Below are 20350 nucleotides of genomic sequence, written 5' to 3'. Positions count from 1 at the left end.
TGTCAGGCCGATCCCTGGGCAACACTCTCGCCCTTGTGAAAAAGGAGCTGTCCGTGAGACCTGTCGACACCCTGTACCTGCTGGTGCTGGCCGCCATCTGGGGCGCGAGCTTTCTGTTCATGCGGGTTATCGCGCCGGAAATCGGCACGATTCCCACGGCCTTCTTCCGAGTATCGATTGCCGCCGCCGGCTTGCTGGTGATCCTGGCCATACTGCGGGTGCGCTGGGACTTCCAGGGCAAGTTCAAGACCGTGCTGTTGCTGGGGGTGATCAACTCGGGGATCCCCGCGACCATGTACTCGGTGGCGGCCCAGGTCTTGCCGGCGGGTTACTCGGCGATTTTCAACGCCACCACGCCGTTGATGGGGGTGCTGATTGGCGGGCTGTTTTTCCATGAACGGCTGACGCTGTCGAAGATTGTCGGGGTAGGCCTGGGCCTGTTCGGCGTAGGCATCCTGACCCGGGCCGGGCCGGTGGCGTTTGACCTGGAACTGCTGATGGGCGCCCTCGCCTGCCTGCTGGCCACTACCTGCTACGGCTTCGCCGGCTTCCTGGCGCGCCGCTGGCTGGACCAACAGGGTGGCCTGGATAGCCGCCTTTCAGCCTTGGGCAGCATGCTGGGCGCCACCTTGTTTCTCTTGCCCTGGTTTGGCTGGAGCGCCATCAGCCATCCGCCCGCCAGTTGGGGCGGCTGGCATGTGTGGTTGTCATTGCTGGGCCTGGGGCTGTTGTGTACGGCGTTCGCCTACATCTTGTACTTCCGTTTACTGACCTCCATCGGGCCGGTGAAGTCGATGACAGTCACCTTCATGATTCCGCCCTTCGGCGTGTTGTGGGGGGCATTGCTGCTAGATGAGCCATTGTCCATGGCGCACCTGTATGGCGGGATGTTGATCGCGGGGGCATTGTGGCTGGTGCTGCGACCAGGGAAATTGATCAAAGCTGTGTAGGAGCCGGCTTTTCGGCTCCTACACAGGGATATCAAGCCTTACGGAAGACAAACACCAACCCGATGATGATCAACCCCATCCCCAGCACACTCAGCAGCGCCAGGCGATTGCCGAAGATCAGGTAGTCCATCACCGCAGTGACTGCCGGCACCAGGTAGAACAGGCTGGTGACATTCACCAGGTTGCCCCGGGCAATCAGGCGGTACAGCAACAGCGTCGCCAACAGCGACACCACCAGCCCCATCCACAGCACTGGCAGGTAAAAGCCACGGGTGTGCTCGAACTCAAAGGGCTGGAACGGCACAAACACCGCGCACAGCAACAAGCCCGCCAGGTACTGCACCGGCAAGGTGCCCAGTGGGTGCTCGGTGATGCGCTTTTGCATGATCGAGCCCAGGGTCATGCTCGCCAGCGCCAGCAAGCCGAACAGCATGCCGGCCAGGGACATCCCAGCCAGGCCGATGCCCTGGTACACCACCATGATCAGGCCCGCCAGCCCCAGTGCCAGGCCGAACAGCCGGCGCCAGGAGCGCTGGCGTTCCATCAGCACCACGGTGAGGATCGGTTGCACGCCCATGATGGTCGCCATCACGCCGGGGGTGACCTTCAGGTCCAGGGCCAGCAGATAAAAAATCTGATAGGCCCCCAGCAACACCAGCCCGGTGGCGACGGCATACCACAGCGGTTTACCCGGGCGCGGCAGCTTGAGCCTGAGAACCGGCACCAGCACCACCAGGCCCGCCAGGGCAATGGCAAAGCGGATCAACAGGAAGGCAAAGGGTGAGGCATGGGCCAGGCCCAACTTGGAGAAAATCGCCCCGCTGCTCCACAGCAGGACAAACAGGCTCGTCGAGGCCGCCGCGGCCACGGATTGTTTTGAAAGCACAGACATGATGAACACCTGTAGTCAGGCAAAAAGCCAACTCAGCCAAGGCTGAAATTCAGTAGGTTCGGTACAGGCGGGCAACGGGGAACAGCGGTCTGCTGATCAGCCCGAAATGCCAACGCCCGGCGGTGATACGACTGCGTACACCGGCGTGCTACTGACAGGTGGGGGGTAATGACTGATCTGCACAGGCTGTTGATTCCCGCACGGCACGACCACAGCGTTGAGCGCTGAATCGACTACCGCTATGCGTGGGGAAGCAGGCATGGGCTGATCTTTTTGAAGGGATTGAAAGGGGCCATAAAGCACCTGGGCTCGACTATAACCAGCCGGTGACACGCTTTGCAATGGCTTTGCCAAAAGGCCAGTAAGGACAAGTAGAAAAACCACCTCTAGCCTTGGGAAAAACCAACGCGCGCCACTTCAGGAGGCTTTCGACTCATGACCGCCAATGCCAAAAACCCGCGACGCCTTGCGATACCCGCTCTACCGATCCAAAGCCTTGCGCCTTGCGAATGCCTCGACTCAACAGTGGTACAAAAACCTGAAACACACCGACGCCCAGGGCACAGAGATCGACTTGACCCATGTCCGTTTTGAATTGATCGACAGGCATGCATTGGCTGCCTATCAGGACTGGGCAGAAGACGCTCACTTCTCGTGGGACGAGGTTGCGACGTGGAAAGGCCGTGAACCGATGGCGTTCGATTTGTCTCTCTGGTACGACGAGGTGCTCTGTGGGCTGTGCTTTGCCAATCCCAATCAAAGCCGGTTGCGGATCAAGCTCATCCGCCTGGCGGGAAGACCTGGAAAGTCCCACCCTTTGAAAAGCCGCATAGCCTCACTGACGATGATTGCCATCGACCATTACGCGAGAATCATTGGCAGCCCATTGACGAGCCAAGCCTATTGGCGGGTCGCCCGGAAAAGTAACAGGCATAAAAAACCGCTCATAAGAGCGGTTTTCTGTTCTAAAACTATCAGCCAAACAACCAATACACCAACGCCACCACCACCGCCGCCGCCAGCACTGGCCGCATGATGCGATAGGCTTTGGGGTGCTTGCGCTTCCACTGCTTGACCACGCCACTGAAACGGTCGCTGAAGCTCTTGCTCCAGGCATAGGCCTGGTTGATGCCGCCCACGCGCTCGTCATCCAGGTTCTGTGGCGCGGTCGCGCGGCCCAGTTGGGCACTGACCCAACGGTTGATGCGGGTCATCAGCCGGTTGCTCAGGGGCCGCTCGATATCACAGAACAGAATCACCCGGGTCTTCTCGGTTTCGTTCTTTACCCAGTGCACATAGGTTTCGTCAAACATCACGTCGTCGCCATCACGCCAGGCGTAGACCTGGCCATCGACGAAAATGCGGCAATCGTCGGAGTTGGGCGTGGACAAGCCCAAGTGATAACGCAGGGAGCCGGCAAACGGGTCGCGATGGGGGTTGAGGTGGCTACCGCCCGGCAGCAGCGCAAACATGGCGCCCTTGACGTTGGGGATGCTGCTGACCAGGGCCACGGTTTTCGGGCACAACAACTCGGCCGACGGCAGCGGTTTGTCGTACCACTTGAGGTAGAAGCGCTTCCAGCCCTTCTTGAAGAACGAGCCAAAACCGGCATCGTTGTTCTTCTCGGCGGCGCGGATATAGCCTTCGTCGAACAAATGCATGGCCTCGTCGCGGATCACTTCCCAGTTGTCCTTGAGCACATCCAGTTCCGGGAACTTGCTACGGTCCAGGTAGGGCTTGGACGGTACACCCGAGAAGATGTACATCAAGGCGTTATAGGGGGCGAACAGCGCCGAATGGTTGACGAACTGACGCAGCACCGGCAAACGCGCCTTGCCGCGCAAATGCACGTAAAGCGTACTGCCGATAAACAGCAACAGCACCGACAGCTTGGCGGCCAAAGAAAAGGTCATGCAGCAACTCCTGGAAAGAGCCTCCCGGCAGCGGGAAACCAGACATAGCAGCCGGCCATGATAAACACTCCGGGCCGGAGGAAAAACCCGCGTGATCCAACAATCCGTTTTAAGGAGCACGCGGCGGGCAATCAATTATGCATAAGAGGCATAAAACCGGGCTGATATGGATCAACCCGCTTTCGCTACACCTACAAGGGTCAGGCCTGGTTTTCCTGGTCGCTGAACAGATCGCTGAACAGCATGCTCGACAAGTAGCGCTCACCGGAGTCCGGCAGGATCACCACGATGGTCTTGCCCTGCATGTCCGGTTTCTCGGCCAGGCGCACCGCCACGGCCATCGCCGCGCCACAGGAAATCCCGCACAGGATGCCCTCTTCCCGCATCAACCGCAGGGCCATGGCCTTGGATTCGTCGTCACTGACCAACTCCACCCGATCCACCATCGACAGATCGAGGTTCTTTGGCACAAAACCCGCGCCAATCCCCTGGATCTTGTGGGGGCTGGGCTTGATCTCTTCGCCAGCCAACGCCTGGGTAATCACCGGCGAGCTGATGGGCTCCACGGCCACCGAGAGGATCGGCTTGCCCGCCGTGTTCTTGATATAACGCGATACGCCCGTGAGGGTTCCCCCGGTGCCGACCCCCGCCACCAACACATCCACCGCGCCATCGGTGTCGTTCCAGATTTCCGGGCCGGTGGTTTTTTCGTGGATGGCCGGGTTGGCCGGGTTATCGAACTGGGCCGGCATAAAGTAGGTGGCCGGGTCGCTGGCGAGGATTTCACCGGCCTTCTCGATGGCACCTTTCATGCCCTTGGCCGGCTCGGTCAGCACCAGCTCGGCGCCCAGGGCCTTGAGCACCTTGCGCCGCTCGATGCTCATGGACGCCGGCATGGTCAGCAGCAATTTGTAGCCTCGGGCGGCGGCAACAAAGGCCAGGCCGATCCCGGTATTGCCCGAGGTCGGCTCGACGATGGTCATGCCCGGCTTGAGTTTGCCGCTGCTTTCGGCATCCCAGATCATGCTCGCCCCAATCCGGCACTTCACCGAATACCCTGGGTTACGCCCTTCGGTCTTGGCCAGGATAGTCACACCACGGGGCGCGATACGGTTGATCTGCACCAGGGGCGTATTGCCGATGGAGTGCGCGTTGTCTGCAAAAATGCGGCTCATGGCGGAGTCCTTTAGGCGGTTTTCAAGAAGGCAACAAGGGTATGCCTCGTACTCCAAGGCGTCCAGTCGAGGAACGTTGCCGCTGCCCGCGTAGTCAACCGCCTATACACAGGGAGAAAAAACCTATGAAGCGTCGCTACAGTTGGCCGCTCTGGACGGTCGCCGGGCTGGTGATCGTCCTGGTGGCACTGGATATCGCCCTGCCCTACCTGGTGCGTAACTACCTCAACGAAAAACTCGCCGACATGGGCGACTACCGTGGCCAGGTGACCGATGTCGACCTGGCCCTGTGGCGCGGCGCGTACCGGATCAATGGCCTGCAGATCGTCAAGGTGGATGGCAAGGTGCCCGTACCGTTCGTCAAGGCGCCGGTCATTGACCTGTCGGTCAGCTGGCACGCCTTATGGTACGACCGTGCGGTGGTGGCCCAAGTGCAATTCGTCAAGCCAGAGCTCAACTTCGTCGACGGCGGTGCCAACCAACAGGCGTCCCAGACCGGTCGTGGCACCGATTGGCGGGCGCAACTGGGCAAACTGCTGCCGATTACCCTCAATGAAGTGCGGATCGACGATGGCACGATTGCCTTTCACAACTTCAATTCCAAACCGCCGGTCAACCTCGGTGCCACCCAGGTCAACGCCAGTTTCTACAACCTGACCAATGTGGTGGACGTCGAAGGCAAGCGCGATGCGCGCTTTGATGGCAAGGCCCTGTTGCTGGGGCATGCGCCGCTGGAGGCCAGCGCGACCTTCGACCCGCTGAGCAATTTTGAAGACTTCGCGTTCCGCTTTCGCGCCCGCGACATCCAGCTCAAGCGCCTGAACGACTTCGCCTCGGCCTACGGCAAGTTCGACTTCAATGCCGGCACCGGCGACGTGGTGATCGAAGCCCAGGCCGAAAAAGCCCAACTGACCGGCTATATCAAGCCACTGTTGCGGGATGTGGAAGTATTCAACTGGCAACAGGACGTGGAGAACAAGGACAAGGGGGTTTTGCGCTCGATCTGGGAAGCCGTGGTGGGCGCCAGCGAAACCGTGCTGAAAAACCAGAGCAAAAACCAATTTGCCACCCGGGTCGAACTGAGCGGCAGCGTTCACCAGCAAGATATCAGCGCGTTCCAGGCGTTTTTGCAGATTTTGCGCAATGGTTTTGTCCATGCGTTCAATGCCCGCTATGAGCAACCCAAACCCAGCGCGGATTGACTATGGCGTGACCGGTCATTCAGAGACTGAATAACCCGTCTACGTTCACAGTCGCCAGGCCTGCGCGCTATAGTCGCAGGCATGCTGACTACCGGCGTCATGTTCGAGGATTGAGAAATGAAGTTTGAAGGCACCCAGGCCTATGTTGCCACCGATGACCTGAAACTGGCCGTCAACGCTGCCATCACGCTGGAGCGCCCGCTGCTGGTCAAGGGCGAGCCGGGCACCGGCAAGACCATGCTCGCCGAACAACTGGCCGAATCGTTCGGCGCACGGTTGATTACCTGGCACATCAAGTCCACCACCAAAGCGCACCAGGGCCTGTATGAATACGATGCGGTCAGCCGCCTGCGCGACTCACAGCTGGGCGTGGACAAGGTGCACGATGTGCGCAACTACCTGAAGAAAGGCAAGCTGTGGGAGGCTTTCGAGTCCGAAGAGCGGGTAATCCTGCTGATCGACGAGATCGACAAGGCCGATATCGAGTTCCCCAACGACCTGCTGCAAGAACTCGACAAGATGGAGTTCTACGTCTACGAAATCGACGAGACCATCAAGGCCAAGAAGCGCCCGATCATCATCATTACCTCCAACAACGAAAAAGAGCTGCCAGACGCGTTCCTGCGCCGTTGCTTCTTCCATTACATCGCCTTCCCCGACCGCACCACCCTGCAGAAAATCGTCGACGTGCACTACCCCGACATCAAGAAAGACCTGGTCAGCGAAGCCCTGGACGTGTTCTTCGACGTGCGCAAGGTGCCGGGTCTGAAGAAAAAACCCTCCACCTCCGAACTGGTGGACTGGCTCAAGCTGCTGATGGCCGACAACATTGGCGAGGCGGTGCTGCGCGAGCGTGATCCGACCAAGGCCATCCCGCCACTGGCCGGCGCCCTGGTGAAAAACGAGCAGGATGTGCAACTGCTTGAGCGCCTGGCGTTCATGAGCCGTCGCGGCACTCGATAAGGGCTTTTGCCATGCTGCTCAACCTGTTCAATGAAATGCGTGCAGCCAAGGTACCGGTCTCGGTGCGTGAACTGCTGGACCTGATCAACGCCCTGAAACAACGGGTGACCTTCGCCGACATGGATGAGTTTTACTACTTATCCCGGGCGATTCTGGTGAAGGACGAGCGTCACTTCGACAAGTTCGACCGGGCTTTCGGCGCCTACTTCAATGGCCTGGAAAAACTCGACGACCACTTGCAGGCGCTGATTCCCGAAGACTGGCTGCGCAAGGAGTTCGAGCGCTCGCTGAGCGATGAAGAGCGCGCGCAGATCCAATCCCTGGGCGGCCTGGACAAGCTGATCGAGGAATTCAAGAAACGCCTGGAAGAACAGAAGGAGCGCCACGCCGGCGGCAATAAATGGATCGGCACCGGCGGCACCAGCCCGTTCGGTTCCGGCGGCTTCAACCCCGAGGGCATTCGCGTGGGCGATGCCGGCCAGCGCCAGGGCAAGGCGGTCAAGGTCTGGGACCAACGCGAGTACAAGAACCTCGATGACTCGGTGGAACTGGGCACGCGCAATATCAAGGTGGCCCTGCGCCGCCTGCGCAAGTTTGCGCGCCAGGGTGCGGCCGAAGAGCTGGATATCGACGGCACCATCGACCACACCGCCCGCGATGCCGGCCTGCTGAATATCCAGATGCGCCCGGAGCGGCGCAACACGGTCAAGCTGCTGTTGCTGTTCGACATCGGCGGTTCGATGGATGCCCACGTCAAGACCTGCGAAGAGCTGTTCTCGGCCTGCAAGACCGAGTTCAAGCACCTGGAGTACTTCTACTTCCACAACTTCATTTATGAATCGGTGTGGAAGAACAATATGCGCCGCACCTCCGAGCGCACCTCGACCCAGGATCTGCTGCACAAGTACGGCGCCGACTACAAGGTGATCTTTATCGGTGACGCAGCCATGGCCCCGTATGAAATCACCCAGGCCGGCGGCAGCGTGGAGCACTGGAACGAAGAGCCGGGGTATGTGTGGATGCAGCGCTTCATGGAGAAGTACAAGAAGTTGATCTGGATTAATCCGTACCCGAAAGATACCTGGGGCTATACCTCGTCAACCAATATCGTGCGGGATTTGATTGAGGACCAGATGTATCCGTTGACCTTGCGCGGGCTGGAAGAGGGGATGCGGTTTCTCTCCAAGTAGGGGGTGGATTCACCGCCGCTATCGCAGGCAAGCCAGCTCCCACATTTGGAATGCATTCACATATTTTACTTTGTGAACGCAGTCACAAATGTGGGAGCTGGCTTGCCTGCGATGCTTTTAGCAATGAGCAAAACGCTGCAAATACTTGAGATGCTCGCGGTGCGCCGTCTCCTGCATCACCGGCGCCAGCCTCACCTTCTCTCCCGGCAGACACTGGGCCAGGCGCGCCAACGACAATGGCGTCAACGCGCCCAGTCGTGGGTAGCCGCCAATGGTCTGGCGATCATTGAGCAATACAATCGGCTGCCCATCCGGTGGCACCTGGATCGCGCCCAAGGGAATGCCTTCGGAGATCAGCGACGGCCCCTGATACGCCAACGGCGTGCCCAGCAAGCGCATGCCCATGCGGTCGGCGCGGCTGTCCAGGGCCCATTCGGTATTGAAGGCATCGAACAGGCTCTGGCCGCTGAACTGGCCGATCTGCGCGCCGAGGATCACGTCCAGGGGCGCCGTAGAGTGCAACCGCTCAGCCGGCAATTCACGCAAGTGGCTGCCCGAGCCGGAATACACCAGGGTCGCGCCTTCAGCCAGGGCCCGGCCAAAACCGTCCAGCCCGCCCAGGGCTTCGCGCCCGACACTGGCACAACTGCCCAGGACCTTGGGCGCGTCAAACCCGCCCGGCGCCGCCAGGTAAGCCCGCGCACCGCTGTGCGGCTGGGTGAAGCGCAAGCGCTGGCCTTTTTGCAGAATAAAACTGCGGCCCGGGCTGATGGCGCGCTCGTCGATATACGCCCCCAGGTCCGCACCCGCCAGGGCCAGCACGCAAATCTCCTCGGCCTGTACGGTAAAACCGCCCAGGGTGATTTCCACCACCGGCGCATCCAGCGGGTTGCCCAGCAACCAGTTGGCCCAGGACATCGACACCCAATCCAGCGCGCCGCCCTGGGTCACGCCCAGGTGCCGCACACCAAAACGCCCGGCATCCTGCAACAGGCACAGTGGGGTGCTGGCCTCGATCGACAAACGGCTCATACCTGGGCCTCCAAGGGCGTGTCATCGCCACCCAGGTTGATAAATTCAGCACGCCCGATGGCTTCAAAACGCACACTGTCGCCCGGCTGCATCAGGCTGTAGCCGTCGCGCTCGCGGTCGAACAATTTGGCCGGGGTGCGGCCGATCAGGTTCCAGCCCCCCGGGGATTCCACCGGATAGGCGGCGGTCTGGCGCTCGGCGATGCCGACGCTACCCGGCGCCACCCGCTTGCGTGGGGTGCTCAGGCGGGGGGCGGCGAGTTGCTCTTCCACCAGGCCCATAAAGGCAAAACCGGGAGCAAAACCGAGGGCGAAGACCTGATATTGATGCTGGCTGTGGCGGCGAATCACCTCGTTGACCGCAAGCCCACTGCGCTGGGCGAGCAAGGTCAGCTCAGGGCCGACGCTCAGGTCGTACCACACCGGCAATACATGACACTGCCCGCTGCCCTGGGCCTGGGGCTGCAAGCCCGTGAGGGCCTGATCGATCAGTTCCCGCGCCTGTGCCGGGCTCAGCGCCAGCAGGTCGTAATGCACCATCAGGGTCGTGTAGGAAGGCACCAAGTCCACCAGCGCCGCGCCAAACCCCTCACGCAGCCGACGCGTGGCGGCGAGCATCCAGGGCATGTGGTCTTCGGCGATCACATCAAACAGGCGCACCATCAGGCAGTCGATGGCCACTACTTCGATCCGTGGCTTCATTGTGGCGTCAACGCTTGGCGAATACGCTGCACCGCCGCCACCGAGCTGGCGTTATCGCCATGCACACAGAGGGTGTTGGCCTGCAACAGCAAGGGGCTACCATCGCTGGCGACCAGGGTTTGGCCCCGGGCAATGGTCAGGGCCTGCTGGAGAATGACCTGCGCATCGTGATGCACCGCACCCGGCAACTGCCGCGAGACCAGGTGCCCGGCGTTGTCATAGGCGCGGTCGGCAAAGGCTTCAAACCACAGGGTCACGCCATATTCATCCCCCAGGGCCTGGGCGGCGCGGTTGTCACGGGTGGCCATCAGCATCAACGGCAGGCTGGCGTCATACGCCGCCACGGCCTGGATCACTGCGCGCAGTTGCGCAGGCTTGGCCATCATGTCGTTGTACATCGCACCATGGGGTTTGACGTAGCTGACCCGGCCACCCTGGGCCCGGCAAATACCGTCAAGGGCACCGATCTGGTAATGCAGCAGGTCCTGGAGTTCCTGGGGGGCGTACGCCATGGATCGGCGGCCAAAGCCTGCCAGGTCCTGATACGCCGGGTGTGCACCGATTTGCACGCCATGCTGCAACGCCAGGGCGACGGTCTTGCGCATGATGCTCGGGTCGCCAGCATGGAAACCGCAGGCGATATTGGCGCAATCAATAAATGGCATGACCTCGGCATCCAGACCCATGGTCCAGGCGCCAAAACTTTCGCCGATGTCGCAGTTCAGTAGCAGGCGGCTCACGCTGAAGACTCCTGTAGGCTTTATTTTTTTATAGTGTGGGATCTTTTACCAAGATCTCGCAACGATGTTGTCCTGAGCCCCGACGACGCTTATCGTGAGACAGCTCGATTTTTGGCGCGCAGCCCCTGTTGCGTCCAACTAATAAAAACCGATCCATGCATAAGAAAAAGTTGATCCCATGAATTTGAAGTTCCTCGAAACCTTCGTCTGGGTAGCCCGGCTCAAGAGCTTCCGGCTCACGGCAGAGAAGCTGTTCACCACCCAGGCCTCGATCTCCAGCCGCATTGCAGTGCTGGAAAGCGAGCTGGGGGTGAAGCTATTCCTGCGTGACTCGCGTGGCGTGAGCCTGACCCCGGATGGGGTGAAGGTGCTCGATTATGCCGAGCAGATGATGATCACCATGCAGGGGCTCAAGCAGTCGCTGGAAACCACCAGCAGCAAGGTCGGACGCATCCGCATCGGCGCGATGGACACGGTGATCCACACCTGGCTCAGCCCCTTGGTGACCGAACTGATGGCGCATTTTCCCCTGGTGGAAATCGAATTGGTCGCCGATACCGCGCTGAACCTCTGCGATCAGCTGCAAAAAGGCTTTCTCGACCTGATCCTGCAAACCGACCTGCTGCGTCAGGAATCGGTGCGCAGCCTGGAGCTGGCCAGCCACCCCATGGACTGGATCGTCGCCAGCCATTCGATCTACAACCGCGACTACGCCTCCCTCGCCGAACTGGCCCAGGAACGGATCATCACCTACTCGAAAAACTCTCATCCGCACCAGGATGTGCTGAGCCTGATGCAAACCCACGGCGTGGCGGCGCCGCGCATGAACTGCGTGAACTCGGTGTCGGCCATCACCCGTTTACTGCGTGACGGCTTTGGCATTGGCGCGTTGCCGCCGGTGCTGGTCAGCGAGGAGCTGGCACGGGGTGAATTGGTGCTGCTGCCCATGGAACAGCGCTTGCCGAACCTGCAGGTGGTGGTGTCGTGGCGGGTGGGGGTGGAATTGGTAGAGGAAATCGTCGCGCTCTGCCAGAGCGTCGTGGCGCGGTATGCCGAGGAAGTGGGTGAAGAGCGCATGGTGCTCAGTCAACCACCCTCGCTGAAGAAACCCGATTGAAGCTGTGAGAGCGGGCTTGCTCGCGATGCAAGCGCTGCGGTCAATCAGATACACCGAAGCGATGCTATCGCGAGCAAGCCCGCTCCCACACAAGCCCTACCTATCCCTTACAGGCCCTTGAGATCCCGCTCTTCAATCGGCCGGCTCTGGCGCAAACGCTTGCCGCCCAGCACCACCCAGTCGATCAGGCGGAACAAACACTCCAGGCCGAACGACAGCAGCATCGCCCCACCCAGGCCCCAGCCCATGGCTTCGGGGGTCAGGAGGATCTGGTAGCTGTAGCCATTCCAGGTTTCCCGGCGAATATCCGGGTCGGCCGCCACGGCCACCTGCAAGGCGCGGATGTACCACGGCCCCTGCATGGCCTGGAACTGCTTGTCCAACGCCACCTGGCGATCGAGCAAGGTGCCGAGGCTGTTGGCATCGCTGCGGAACACCGGGTCATCGCTGGCACGGTAATGCGCCACCAATGCTTGCAAATCGCCATTAAAGAACTGCTGCGCAGTACGTTCAAAACCGCGCAAACCGGTCTGGGCTTCGATCAAATGGGCTTCGACGCGCTTGGCGTAGTCGTTGATAAACCCCGGGACTTGCACCCCGACCAACAAGCCGATGGCAAACAACACCAGGCGCAGATAGCTGAGCAACATAATCGACGTCCTTATGCGGTTGTGCCCTGGCGCACGCATTCGCCGCGCCGCCATAGGCTCCACTGGCCCGGTTCGTAGCGGGTCCAGGTCTCGTTTTCGGTCAAGGGTTCGGTGGCAATCACCGTCACCACATCATTAGGCGTGGTTTCGGCCTGAAAATCGACGATCACGTCGACATCTTTCAGGCGTGCGGGGCCAAAAGGTGCGCGACGGGTAATCTGTGCCAGTTTGGTCGAGCAATAGCAAAACAGCCAATCACCATCACTGAGCAGGCAGTTGAACACGCCCTTGCTGCGGTATTCGGCGCAGGCGGCGATCAGGTCCGGCAGCACCTGCTCGATATCCACCGGCTCGGGAAACGCCTGGCGAATACGGTTGAGCAGGTCGCAGAAGGCCGCTTCGCTGTCGGTATCGCCCACCGGGCGGTAGAACGTGGCCTGGGGCGTGAAGTCCGCGAGTTGGCCGTTATGGGCGAAACACCAGTTACGCCCCCACAGCTCGCGCACGAACGGATGGGTATTGGACAGGCTCACCTTGCCGACATTGGCCTGGCGGATATGGCCAATCACCACTTCACTCTTGATCGGATAACGCTGCACCAGCAGCGCCACTTCCGACTCGCTGCTGGCCGCCGGGTCCTGGAACAGCCGCAGGCCACGGCCCTCGTAGAAGGCAATGCCCCAGCCATCGCGGTGCGGCCCGGTGCGCCCACCGCGCTGCATCAGCCCGGTGAAGCTGAACACGATATCAGTCGGTACGTTGGCACTCATGCCCAATAATTCACACATGCCAGGACTCTCGATGCAGGGCAAACAACGTTAAAGACGCGGTTCGACCCGCATGCCACTGACAGGGGCCGGCGGACGGCCATAGGGTTCGTCGTCCTCAGGCTCGGCCGCGACCGCTGCCGCAGCGGCGGCCTTCTGCTCACGCCGGGCCTTGGCGGCACGTTCGATGGGCCAGCGGATCAGCACAAAGACCAGATACAGGCCAAAGGCAATCATGGCGTACATCAGTAAGTCGGACACCGCCCGCCAGGCGTTATTGCCCACCTTGAGCAACAGATCCAGGGCGGTGATGGCCACGGCCGGGGCAAACTGCTCCTTGACCGGGTCGACAATGGTCGGGCTCAACAACAACACCGCCATCAGCAACCGCAGCGGTTCGCGCAGCCAGCGCCAGATCCAGCGGGTCAGGCGAAACCACACCAACAGGCAGCCCAAAGCGGCGAAGGCGTAAAGGCCCCAAGCGGTCAGATAGTCGTTCTCGGTCATGGTGTCCATGGCAAGGTAGGCAAACAGGCCCGTATGATAACGGCTTTTGAGGGCCACGGCTGCAATGCCGTCGGCCCACCACCAGACAGAGAGTGATCCATGCCTCCATCGACCCACGCCGCTGCCGCCCCGATTGCCCGCCAGGACTCAGGCCAGGACCCGTATGCCTGGTTGCAAGAACGCGACAACAGCGAGGTGCTCGACTACCTCAGGGCCGAGAATGCCTGGCAAGAGGCGCAGCTTGAAGACCAGAAAGCGCTGCGCGAAACGCTGTTTCAAGAGATCAAGGGCCGTATCCTTGAGACCGACCTGTCACTGCCCTCGCCCTGGGGCCCGTACCTGTATTACACGCGCACCACCGCCGGTGACGAGTACGCACGCCACTACCGCTGCCCACGCCCGGCCGACGACAGCCAGCAGATCGACGAAAGTGCCGAAGAACTGCTGCTGGACCCGAATGTGCTGGCCAATGGCGGCTTTTTCTCCCTCGGTGCCTTCAGCATCAGCCCGGACCACAAGCGCCTGGCCTACAGCCTGGATACCAATGGCGAAGAGATCTACACCCTGTACGTAAAGGAATTGTCTTCGGGCAAGGTCAGCGAACTGGCGTTTGCCGACTGCGATGGCAGCATGACCTGGGCCAACGACAGCCTGACGCTGTTCTTCGGCGAACTGGACGACACCCACCGCCCGCACAAGCTGTATCGCTATCGCCTGGACGGCACCGCCGCCGAAGAGGTGTTCCACGAGCCCGACGGGCGCTTCTTCCTGCATTGCTACCGCTCCAGCTCCGAGCGTCAACTGCTGCTGTCCCTGGGTAGCAAGACCACCAGCGAAGTCTGGGCCCTGGATGCCGAGCAGCCGCAACAGGCGTTTGCCTGCCTGGCGCCACGGGTCGAAGGCCATGAGTACGATGTCGACCACGGCAAGCTGGACGACCAATGGACCTGGTTTATCCGCAGTAACCGCGACGGCATCAACTTTGCCCTGTTCCAGGCCGCCGACACCGGCAGCGTGCCCAGCGAAGACCAGTGGCACAACCTGATTGCCCACGATGACGCAGTAATGCTCGACGGCGTGACGCTCAATGCCCGGGCCATGACCCTGAGCCTGCGCATTGGCGGCCTGCCGGTGATCGACGTGCACCCACAGGGCCTGCCGACCTATCGCGTGGAATTGCCAGACGCGGCCTACAGCCTATACGTGCAAAACAGCCTGGAGTTCCACAGCGACAAGATCCGCCTGCGCTATGAAGCCCTCAATCGCCCGGCCCAGGTCCGTCAACTGGAACTGGCCAGCGGCGCGCAACAAGTGCTCAAGCAAACCCCGGTACTGGGCGTGTTCAATGCCGACGACTACGTCAGCCAGCGGTTGTGGGCGACGTCTGCCGATGACACCCAGGTGCCGATCAGCTTGGTGGTCAGGCGCGACCAGGTGGGCCAGCCGACGCCGCTGTACCTGTACGGCTACGGCGCCTACGGCTCAAGCCTCGACCCGTGGTTTTCCCATGCGCGCCTGAGCCTGCTGGACCGCGGCGTGGCATTTGCCATTGCCCATGTACGCGGCGGTGGCGAACTGGGCGAGGCCTGGTACCGCGCCGGCAAGCAGGAGCACAAGCAAAACACCTTCAGCGACTTTATTGCCTGCGCCGAGCACTTGATCGCCGAGGGCCTGACCACCGCCAAGCAACTGGCTATCAGCGGTGGCAGCGCCGGCGGGCTGTTGATCGGTGCCGTGCTCAACCAGCGCCCGGAGCTGTTCCAGGCGGCGATTGCCGAGGTGCCCTTTGTCGACGTGCTCAACACCATGCTCGACCCGGACCTGCCCCTGACCGTCACCGAATATGACGAATGGGGCAACCCCCAGGAGCCCGAGGTGTATGAGCGGATCAAGGCCTATGCGCCCTACGAAAATGTCAGCGCCCAGGCCTACCCGGCGATGCTGGTGATCGCCGGCTATAACGACAGCCGCGTGCAGTACTGGGAAGCCGCCAAGTGGGTGGCCAAGCTGCGCGCCACCAAGACCGACGACAACCTGTTGCTGCTCAAGACCGAACTGGGCGCCGGCCATGGCGGCATGAGCGGGCGCTACCAGGGCTTGCGTGACGTGGCCCTGGAATACGCCTTTGTGTTCAAGGCCCTGGGGCGGGCTTAAGAACCCGTCGCCTTCGGCTTGCTGTCGTTTTGCTGCAGGCCGGGCAAGGTCTGGTCCTTGGGCGGCTTGGGCATTTCAATCGGCGGCAACGGCGCCCCGGCCCCTTGTGGCTTGGGTGCCGTGGGCGGGGTGACTTGCGGATAGGGGGTCGGCGTTGCAGTGCCCGGTGCGCCCGTGGTGGTCGCCGGCGTGTTCGGCACGGCTTGCAACTGCTGGGCATGTGCGGCCCCCAATGTGAGCACACTCCCTACAATGACCGCTAGAATGCTGCACTTCATCGATGGCTCCATGGCCTGACTGTTAACCAGTCCCAAGGCTACTCCCAACCGCGCAAGAATGCCCTTCCCAATGAGATTTCCATGAAACGTTTCGTGCTGCTCGACACCACCCCCATCCCCGATAACGGCGGCGCCCTGTGCCTGTTCGAGTATGGCGAGGATTTTGTGATCAAGATCCAGGGCGGTGACGGCGGGCAATTGATGAACACGCGCATGCACGGTTCCGAAGATGCCCTGGCCGAGATCCCTTGCCGCAAGGTCGCCGGACGCCCCGGTTCACGGGTGTTGATTGGCGGCCTGGGCATGGGGTTCACCCTGGCCTCGGCGCTCAAGCACCTGGGCAAGACGGCACAAGTGGTGGTGGCTGAGCTGGTGCCGGGCGTCGTGGAATGGAATCGCGGCCCCCTGGGGGAAAAGTCCGGCAACCCGTTGCAGGACCCGCGCACCGTGATCCGCCTGGAAGACGTGGCCAAGGTGCTGCAAGCCGAGCCCCAGGGCTTTGATGCAATCATGCTCGATGTCGACAACGGCCCCGAAGGCCTGACGCAGAAAGCCAACAGCTGGCTGTACTCCGCCGGCGGCCTCAGCGCCTGCGCCAAGGCCCTGCGGCCCAAGGGCGTGCTGGCGGTGTGGTCGGCCAGCGCCGACAAGCAGTTCAGCGACAAACTGCGCAAGGCCGGCTTCAAGGCCGAGCAAGTGCAAGTCTTCGCCCACGGCAACAAGGGCACCCGGCATACCATCTGGATTGCCGAGAAGCTCAAGGGCTGAAGTAAATTGCCCCGCGAGCAGCTAGAATCAACGCTATCCGTGAGCCACTAAAAACAGGAGCCATGATGAGCTCGACCAACCCGCCCTCCCACACCGCCAAGCTGGACCGCATCCTCGCCGATGCCCAGCGCGACCGGGAAATGGGCTACCGCGACAAAGCCCTGAAAATGTACCCCCACGTGTGTGGCCGCTGTGCCCGTGAGTTCGCCGGCAAGCGCCTCAGCGAACTGACCGTGCACCACCGTAACCACAACCATGATGACAACCCCCAGGACGGCTCCAACTGGGAGTTGCTGTGCCTGTACTGCCACGACAACGAGCACTCGCGCTATACCGACCAACAGTACTTCGGCGAAGGCTCCACCAGCAGCCCGACCATTGCCAAGGCGACGCACAACCCGTTTGCGGCGTTGGCGGGGTTGATGAAGAAGGACGACTGACGGTCGTCGCTGAACGTTACGACGCCATCGCGGCGATGACAATCGCCGCGATGACAATCGCCCAGACACGCCATGTCTATACCGACCGCAGATCGAGCAATCCCCGTATAATCGCGGTTTTTCTCGAAGGCACCCTCTCCCGTGGGCAATAAACGCTACAGCTGCATCGGTCTGTATAACCCCAAATCCCCCGAAAACGTCGGTTCGGTCATGCGCGCCGCCGGCTGCTATGGCGTGGCTTCGGTGTTTTACACCGGTAAACGCTATGAGCGGGCCCGGGACTTTATTACCGACACCAAGAAGGTCCACCACGATATCCCGCTGATCGGTATCGACGACCTGAAAAAAATCCTGCCCCTGGGCTGTATCCCGGTCGCCGTGGAACTGGTGGATGGGGCCCGGCCGTTGCCGGAGTACACCCATCCTGATCGCGCACTGTATATCTTCGGCCCCGAAGACGGCTCCCTCGACAAAGAGATCCGCGACTGGTGCGAGGACGTGATCTACATCCCGACCACCGGCTGCATGAACCTGGCGGCCACCGTCAATGTGGTGCTCTACGACCGCCTGGCCAAGGGCAATAACACCCGCTCGGGGCCCAAGTACTGATTTTTTGGGAACATCCACCGCCTGCCCGCAGTCACTTGCCTATCTATGGCCCTTTGTTGGAGACAGACCATGAGCGACAGCAAAACCCTCAACCCCGTGATTGAATCGACGCCGTTCCAGACCCAGCCAACCCAGAACGTCCAGGGCTGGGAGCGCATTGGCTCCCTGGCCGGTGGTGTGGTGATGATGGGCAAGGGCATTCGCCGGGGCGGTTTTTTCGGCCTTATCCAGGTGGCGATTGGCGGCGTAGCGTTGGCGCGCGGGATCAGCGGGCATAGTTCGGCCAAGTCGCTGCTGGAAAAAAGCCGCCGGGATATGAACAGCGTGCGCACTAAAATCGAACGGGCCGGTGAGGAACTGAAAACCCTCAAGACCCGGGCGCAAGTGGCTGCCGAAAAAACCACCCACTGACACAACTTGTGTGGAAGCTGGGCCAGCTCCCACACAAATGCAGTTCCCACACAAGCCCAGTGCCTACACAAGCGGTGTTCCCACCGTTGAGGTTCAGCGCAGCAATTTGCTGTCGAGCACCACCGAGGATTCGCCGATCACGCTGGCGGCCAACTGCACAAACGCCTGGGTGGTGATGCTGTCCAGGCGCATCAGCGCCTGGGTCAGGTCATCCAGGGAGCGTTTGTTGTGGGTTTTCAGGCGGATCTCGCGATCCAGCTCCTGCAACACCACCACCGCCCGCGCCACCGTGGCGCCGCTGACGTGCTCGCCGCGTAACGTCGTCACGCCTTTGCCGTCCTTGCTCAAGCGCGCCTGGATCGCCCCATAGCGCTCATCGCTGATACCGCCCGCGCGCCGCAGCAACTCGATGGCGTAATACTCCGCGAGGCCTTCGCTGATCCAGTCGCTGCCCTGCTGGTCGTTGAACCGGCCAATGGCCTGCACCACTTCGCGAATCAACGGGCTGCTGCCGTTTTCGCTGACCAGCGGCGTACGGCTATTGAGGTACACCGAATCGCGCCCGGCAAACGCGCCACGGCGCATCGGATCACTGGCGCCCACCACCAGCAGCTTGGCCGGATGCCGGGGAAACGCCGCTTGCACCTGGGGCCAGACAAACGTCAGCAAGGTCAGCACATCCATGCGGCGCATGGCCTGGCCCTTGGGCGAGGCCACGCTGATTTCGGTTTCGCCCAGGCGCACCCGGCGGCTGCCCAGGTTGCCGGCGAGCATCCAGCCGGTGGGCCGGTCGAACAGGCGGGAGACATTGTCGATGCGGAACTTATGCTTGCCGATGCGCGGCCAAGGGGTCTCGACGCTTTTCCACCCCGGCGGCAGCTCGAAGGTCAGCCGCGACACCAGCTCCACGCCGTCCTGCTGGTCCAGGCGTGCCGCTGGCACCAGGTCCTCCCCGCGAAACAGCGCCCAACTGGGGGTCATGCGCGATTCGTAGAGGCCGGCCTTGCGCGCATGGCTCAGGCGCACGCGGTAGGTCAGGCTGGCCTTGTCGGCGCCCGGCTGCCACAGGCCGCGACTGGCCCCCGCTGCTGGCGTGACCTGCCACTGGCCGTCGGCCTTGAAGTCGCTGTAGTCACCGTCGCGGCCCAGGTCGAAGTCCAGGCTGCGCACCGCCGAGCCCTGGGACAGGCTCAGGCGCACCTCGGCCTGATCGCTTTGGGGTAACAGCTTGACGTAATAATCGAGGTCGACCTTTTTCGCCGACCACGCCGACGCGCTCAACCCCAGCAACAGCAGGCTCGCCATCAGCCTGGCTTGGACCGTCATACGCTCTCCTTTTCAGCCCGCGCGGAAAATCAGGTAATCCTCCCAATCGTCCTCGGGCACGCTGCCTTCGCTGAGCATGCGCCCGGATTGGGAAATGCGTTCGTGGTGCACGGCATCGCGGTCACCGCAGACCAGGTGGTGCCAGAGCGGCAAGTCCTTGCGCTCACTGACCAGGCGATAGCCACAGGTCGGTGGCAACCATTTGAACTGATCGGCCTGGCCCGGGGTGAGCTGGATGCAATCGGGCACCGAGTCCCGACGATTAGGGTAGTCGGTGCACTGGCAGGTCTTCAGGTCCAGCAGTTTGCAGGCGATACGTGTGTAATAGACGCTGTTGTCGTCTTCATCTTCAAGCTTTTGCAGGCAGCACAGGCCACAGCCGTCGCACAGCGACTCCCATTCCTCCTGGTCGAGGTGCTCAAGGGTTTTGCGTATCCAGAAAGGTTCGACTTTGGCGGCCATGGCTCTGCATCAGTATCAATAGGTGAAAAGGCCGCCAGTCTAGTGCCCAAGCCCCCCGGGGCCAAGCGCTTACGACTGCCGGTAGGGCCAGGCTTGTCAGGTG

Annotated in this window: 23 protein-coding genes; 11 read left to right on the top strand and 12 right to left on the bottom strand. The window is 61.5% G+C overall.

Features of this window, described 5'->3' with window-relative positions:
• Nucleotides 1-53 precede the first annotated feature (53 nt).
• Nucleotides 54-950, top strand: a complete 897-nt coding sequence (locus AC07W7_RS06715) for a DMT family transporter (RefSeq protein WP_169901185.1) — start codon at nucleotides 54-56, stop codon at nucleotides 948-950.
• A gap of 31 nt (nucleotides 951-981) precedes the next feature.
• Here AC07W7_RS06715 and AC07W7_RS06710 read toward each other — a convergent pair whose 3' ends face one another.
• The gene (locus AC07W7_RS06710; RefSeq protein WP_076962443.1) at nucleotides 982-1842 is read right to left on the bottom strand and encodes a DMT family transporter; all 861 of its coding nucleotides are present in this window, start codon (nucleotides 1840-1842) and stop codon (nucleotides 982-984) included.
• Between the two features lie 445 nt (nucleotides 1843-2287).
• On the opposite strand from AC07W7_RS06710, the gene AC07W7_RS06705 reads away from it, so the two are divergent.
• A complete protein-coding gene (locus tag AC07W7_RS06705) occupies nucleotides 2288-2878 on the top strand; it encodes a hypothetical protein (protein ID WP_197882381.1) in 591 nt (196 codons plus the stop codon).
• Here AC07W7_RS06705 and AC07W7_RS06700 read toward each other — a convergent pair.
• A complete protein-coding gene (locus tag AC07W7_RS06700; protein ID WP_099168041.1) occupies nucleotides 2817-3755 on the bottom strand; it encodes an aspartyl/asparaginyl beta-hydroxylase domain-containing protein in 939 nt (312 codons plus the stop codon). The genes AC07W7_RS06705 and AC07W7_RS06700 overlap by 62 nt on opposite strands.
• Before the next feature lie 200 nt (nucleotides 3756-3955).
• Entirely contained in the window at nucleotides 3956-4930 is a 975-nt protein-coding gene (gene cysK, locus AC07W7_RS06695) for a cysteine synthase A (protein ID WP_076962447.1), read from the bottom strand.
• Nucleotides 4931-5055: 125 nt separating this feature from the next.
• Between cysK and AC07W7_RS06690 the strand changes: the two genes are divergently transcribed.
• The 3 genes from AC07W7_RS06690 (at nucleotide 5056) to AC07W7_RS06680 (ending at nucleotide 8285) form a co-directional block, all read left to right on the top strand.
• On the top strand, nucleotides 5056-6132 hold the full coding sequence (locus AC07W7_RS06690; protein WP_495038966.1) for a DUF748 domain-containing protein: 1077 nt from the start codon (nucleotides 5056-5058) through the stop codon (nucleotides 6130-6132).
• A 117-nt stretch (nucleotides 6133-6249) separates the two neighbouring features.
• On the top strand, nucleotides 6250-7095 hold the full coding sequence (locus tag AC07W7_RS06685; protein ID WP_029292347.1) for an AAA family ATPase: 846 nt from the start codon (nucleotides 6250-6252) through the stop codon (nucleotides 7093-7095).
• A gap of 11 nt (nucleotides 7096-7106) precedes the next feature.
• Nucleotides 7107-8285 carry a vWA domain-containing protein gene (locus AC07W7_RS06680; protein ID WP_076962449.1) on the top strand — a complete coding sequence of 393 codons (1179 nt, stop codon included), beginning with the start codon at nucleotides 7107-7109 and terminating at the stop codon, nucleotides 8283-8285.
• Between the two features lie 117 nt (nucleotides 8286-8402).
• Here AC07W7_RS06680 and AC07W7_RS06675 read toward each other — a convergent pair whose 3' ends face one another.
• Genes AC07W7_RS06675 through AC07W7_RS06665 form a run of 3 tightly spaced genes read right to left on the bottom strand, consistent with a single transcriptional unit; the run spans nucleotide 8403 to nucleotide 10758 of the window.
• The gene (locus AC07W7_RS06675; protein ID WP_495038965.1) at nucleotides 8403-9317 is read right to left on the bottom strand and encodes a 5-oxoprolinase subunit C family protein; all 915 of its coding nucleotides are present in this window, start codon (nucleotides 9315-9317) and stop codon (nucleotides 8403-8405) included.
• Complete coding sequence (locus AC07W7_RS06670) at nucleotides 9314-10018, bottom strand: 5-oxoprolinase subunit B family protein (RefSeq protein ID WP_197882391.1); 705 nt, start codon at nucleotides 10016-10018, stop codon at nucleotides 9314-9316. The genes AC07W7_RS06675 and AC07W7_RS06670 overlap by 4 nt, the downstream gene beginning before the upstream one ends.
• Nucleotides 10015-10758 (bottom strand): 5-oxoprolinase subunit PxpA, encoded by a 744-nt coding sequence (locus AC07W7_RS06665; protein ID WP_076962452.1) that lies wholly within the window; start codon nucleotides 10756-10758, stop codon nucleotides 10015-10017. Before AC07W7_RS06665 ends, AC07W7_RS06670 begins: the two co-directional genes overlap by 4 nt.
• A 178-nt stretch (nucleotides 10759-10936) precedes the next feature.
• Here AC07W7_RS06665 and AC07W7_RS06660 point away from each other — a divergent pair, with 178 nt between their 5' ends.
• On the top strand, nucleotides 10937-11875 hold the full coding sequence (locus tag AC07W7_RS06660; RefSeq protein ID WP_495038964.1) for a LysR family transcriptional regulator: 939 nt from the start codon (nucleotides 10937-10939) through the stop codon (nucleotides 11873-11875).
• 107 nt (nucleotides 11876-11982) lie between these two features.
• Here the strand turns inward: AC07W7_RS06660 and AC07W7_RS06655 are convergent, their stop codons facing one another.
• From AC07W7_RS06655 to AC07W7_RS06645, 3 genes are read right to left on the bottom strand one after another with little or no spacing between them, the layout of a single operon-like run.
• Nucleotides 11983-12525: a DUF2937 family protein gene (locus AC07W7_RS06655; RefSeq protein WP_099168035.1), complete on the bottom strand. Its 543-nt coding sequence runs from the start codon at nucleotides 12523-12525 to the stop codon at nucleotides 11983-11985.
• An 11-nt stretch (nucleotides 12526-12536) separates the two neighbouring features.
• Nucleotides 12537-13313, bottom strand: a complete 777-nt coding sequence (locus AC07W7_RS06650) for a class II glutamine amidotransferase (RefSeq protein WP_076962455.1) — start codon at nucleotides 13311-13313, stop codon at nucleotides 12537-12539.
• 30 nt (nucleotides 13314-13343) lie between these two features.
• On the bottom strand, nucleotides 13344-13808 hold the full coding sequence (locus tag AC07W7_RS06645) for a hypothetical protein (protein ID WP_029292339.1): 465 nt from the start codon (nucleotides 13806-13808) through the stop codon (nucleotides 13344-13346).
• A gap of 90 nt (nucleotides 13809-13898) precedes the next feature.
• Between AC07W7_RS06645 and AC07W7_RS06640 the strand changes: the two genes are divergently transcribed.
• Nucleotides 13899-15953, top strand: coding sequence for a S9 family peptidase (locus AC07W7_RS06640; protein WP_495038963.1), 2055 nt, complete (start codon nucleotides 13899-13901; stop codon nucleotides 15951-15953).
• Here AC07W7_RS06640 and AC07W7_RS06635 read toward each other — a convergent pair.
• On the bottom strand, nucleotides 15950-16231 hold the full coding sequence (locus AC07W7_RS06635) for a hypothetical protein (RefSeq protein WP_099168033.1): 282 nt from the start codon (nucleotides 16229-16231) through the stop codon (nucleotides 15950-15952). The two genes, AC07W7_RS06640 and AC07W7_RS06635, sit on opposite strands and share 4 nt — an antisense overlap.
• An 81-nt stretch (nucleotides 16232-16312) precedes the next feature.
• On the opposite strand from AC07W7_RS06635, the gene AC07W7_RS06630 reads away from it, so the two are divergent.
• From AC07W7_RS06630 to AC07W7_RS06615, 4 genes are all read left to right on the top strand, one after another.
• A complete protein-coding gene (locus tag AC07W7_RS06630; RefSeq protein WP_076962458.1) occupies nucleotides 16313-16999 on the top strand; it encodes a spermidine synthase in 687 nt (228 codons plus the stop codon).
• 65 nt (nucleotides 17000-17064) lie between these two features.
• Nucleotides 17065-17439 (top strand): YajD family HNH nuclease, encoded by a 375-nt coding sequence (locus AC07W7_RS06625; protein WP_003210675.1) that lies wholly within the window; start codon nucleotides 17065-17067, stop codon nucleotides 17437-17439.
• A 141-nt stretch (nucleotides 17440-17580) separates the two neighbouring features.
• Nucleotides 17581-18048, top strand: a complete 468-nt coding sequence (locus AC07W7_RS06620) for an RNA methyltransferase (RefSeq protein ID WP_032863501.1) — start codon at nucleotides 17581-17583, stop codon at nucleotides 18046-18048.
• 69 nt (nucleotides 18049-18117) lie between these two features.
• Nucleotides 18118-18459 (top strand): YgaP family membrane protein, encoded by a 342-nt coding sequence (locus AC07W7_RS06615; RefSeq protein ID WP_169898372.1) that lies wholly within the window; start codon nucleotides 18118-18120, stop codon nucleotides 18457-18459.
• 93 nt (nucleotides 18460-18552) lie between these two features.
• Here AC07W7_RS06615 and AC07W7_RS06610 read toward each other — a convergent pair whose 3' ends face one another.
• Together AC07W7_RS06610 and AC07W7_RS06605 are read right to left on the bottom strand one after the other, a co-directional pair.
• On the bottom strand, nucleotides 18553-19785 hold the full coding sequence (locus tag AC07W7_RS06610) for a hypothetical protein (RefSeq protein ID WP_495038962.1): 1233 nt from the start codon (nucleotides 19783-19785) through the stop codon (nucleotides 18553-18555).
• Between the two features lie 12 nt (nucleotides 19786-19797).
• Nucleotides 19798-20247: a YcgN family cysteine cluster protein gene (locus AC07W7_RS06605; RefSeq protein ID WP_029292333.1), complete on the bottom strand. Its 450-nt coding sequence runs from the start codon at nucleotides 20245-20247 to the stop codon at nucleotides 19798-19800.
• Nucleotides 20248-20350: the final 103 nt, after the last annotated feature.

The organism is Pseudomonas sp. GW821-FHT01D09 (assembly GCF_059422465.1).
The sequence above is the reverse complement of the archived record's forward strand: the minus strand, read 5'-3'. Positions and strand labels throughout refer to the sequence as shown.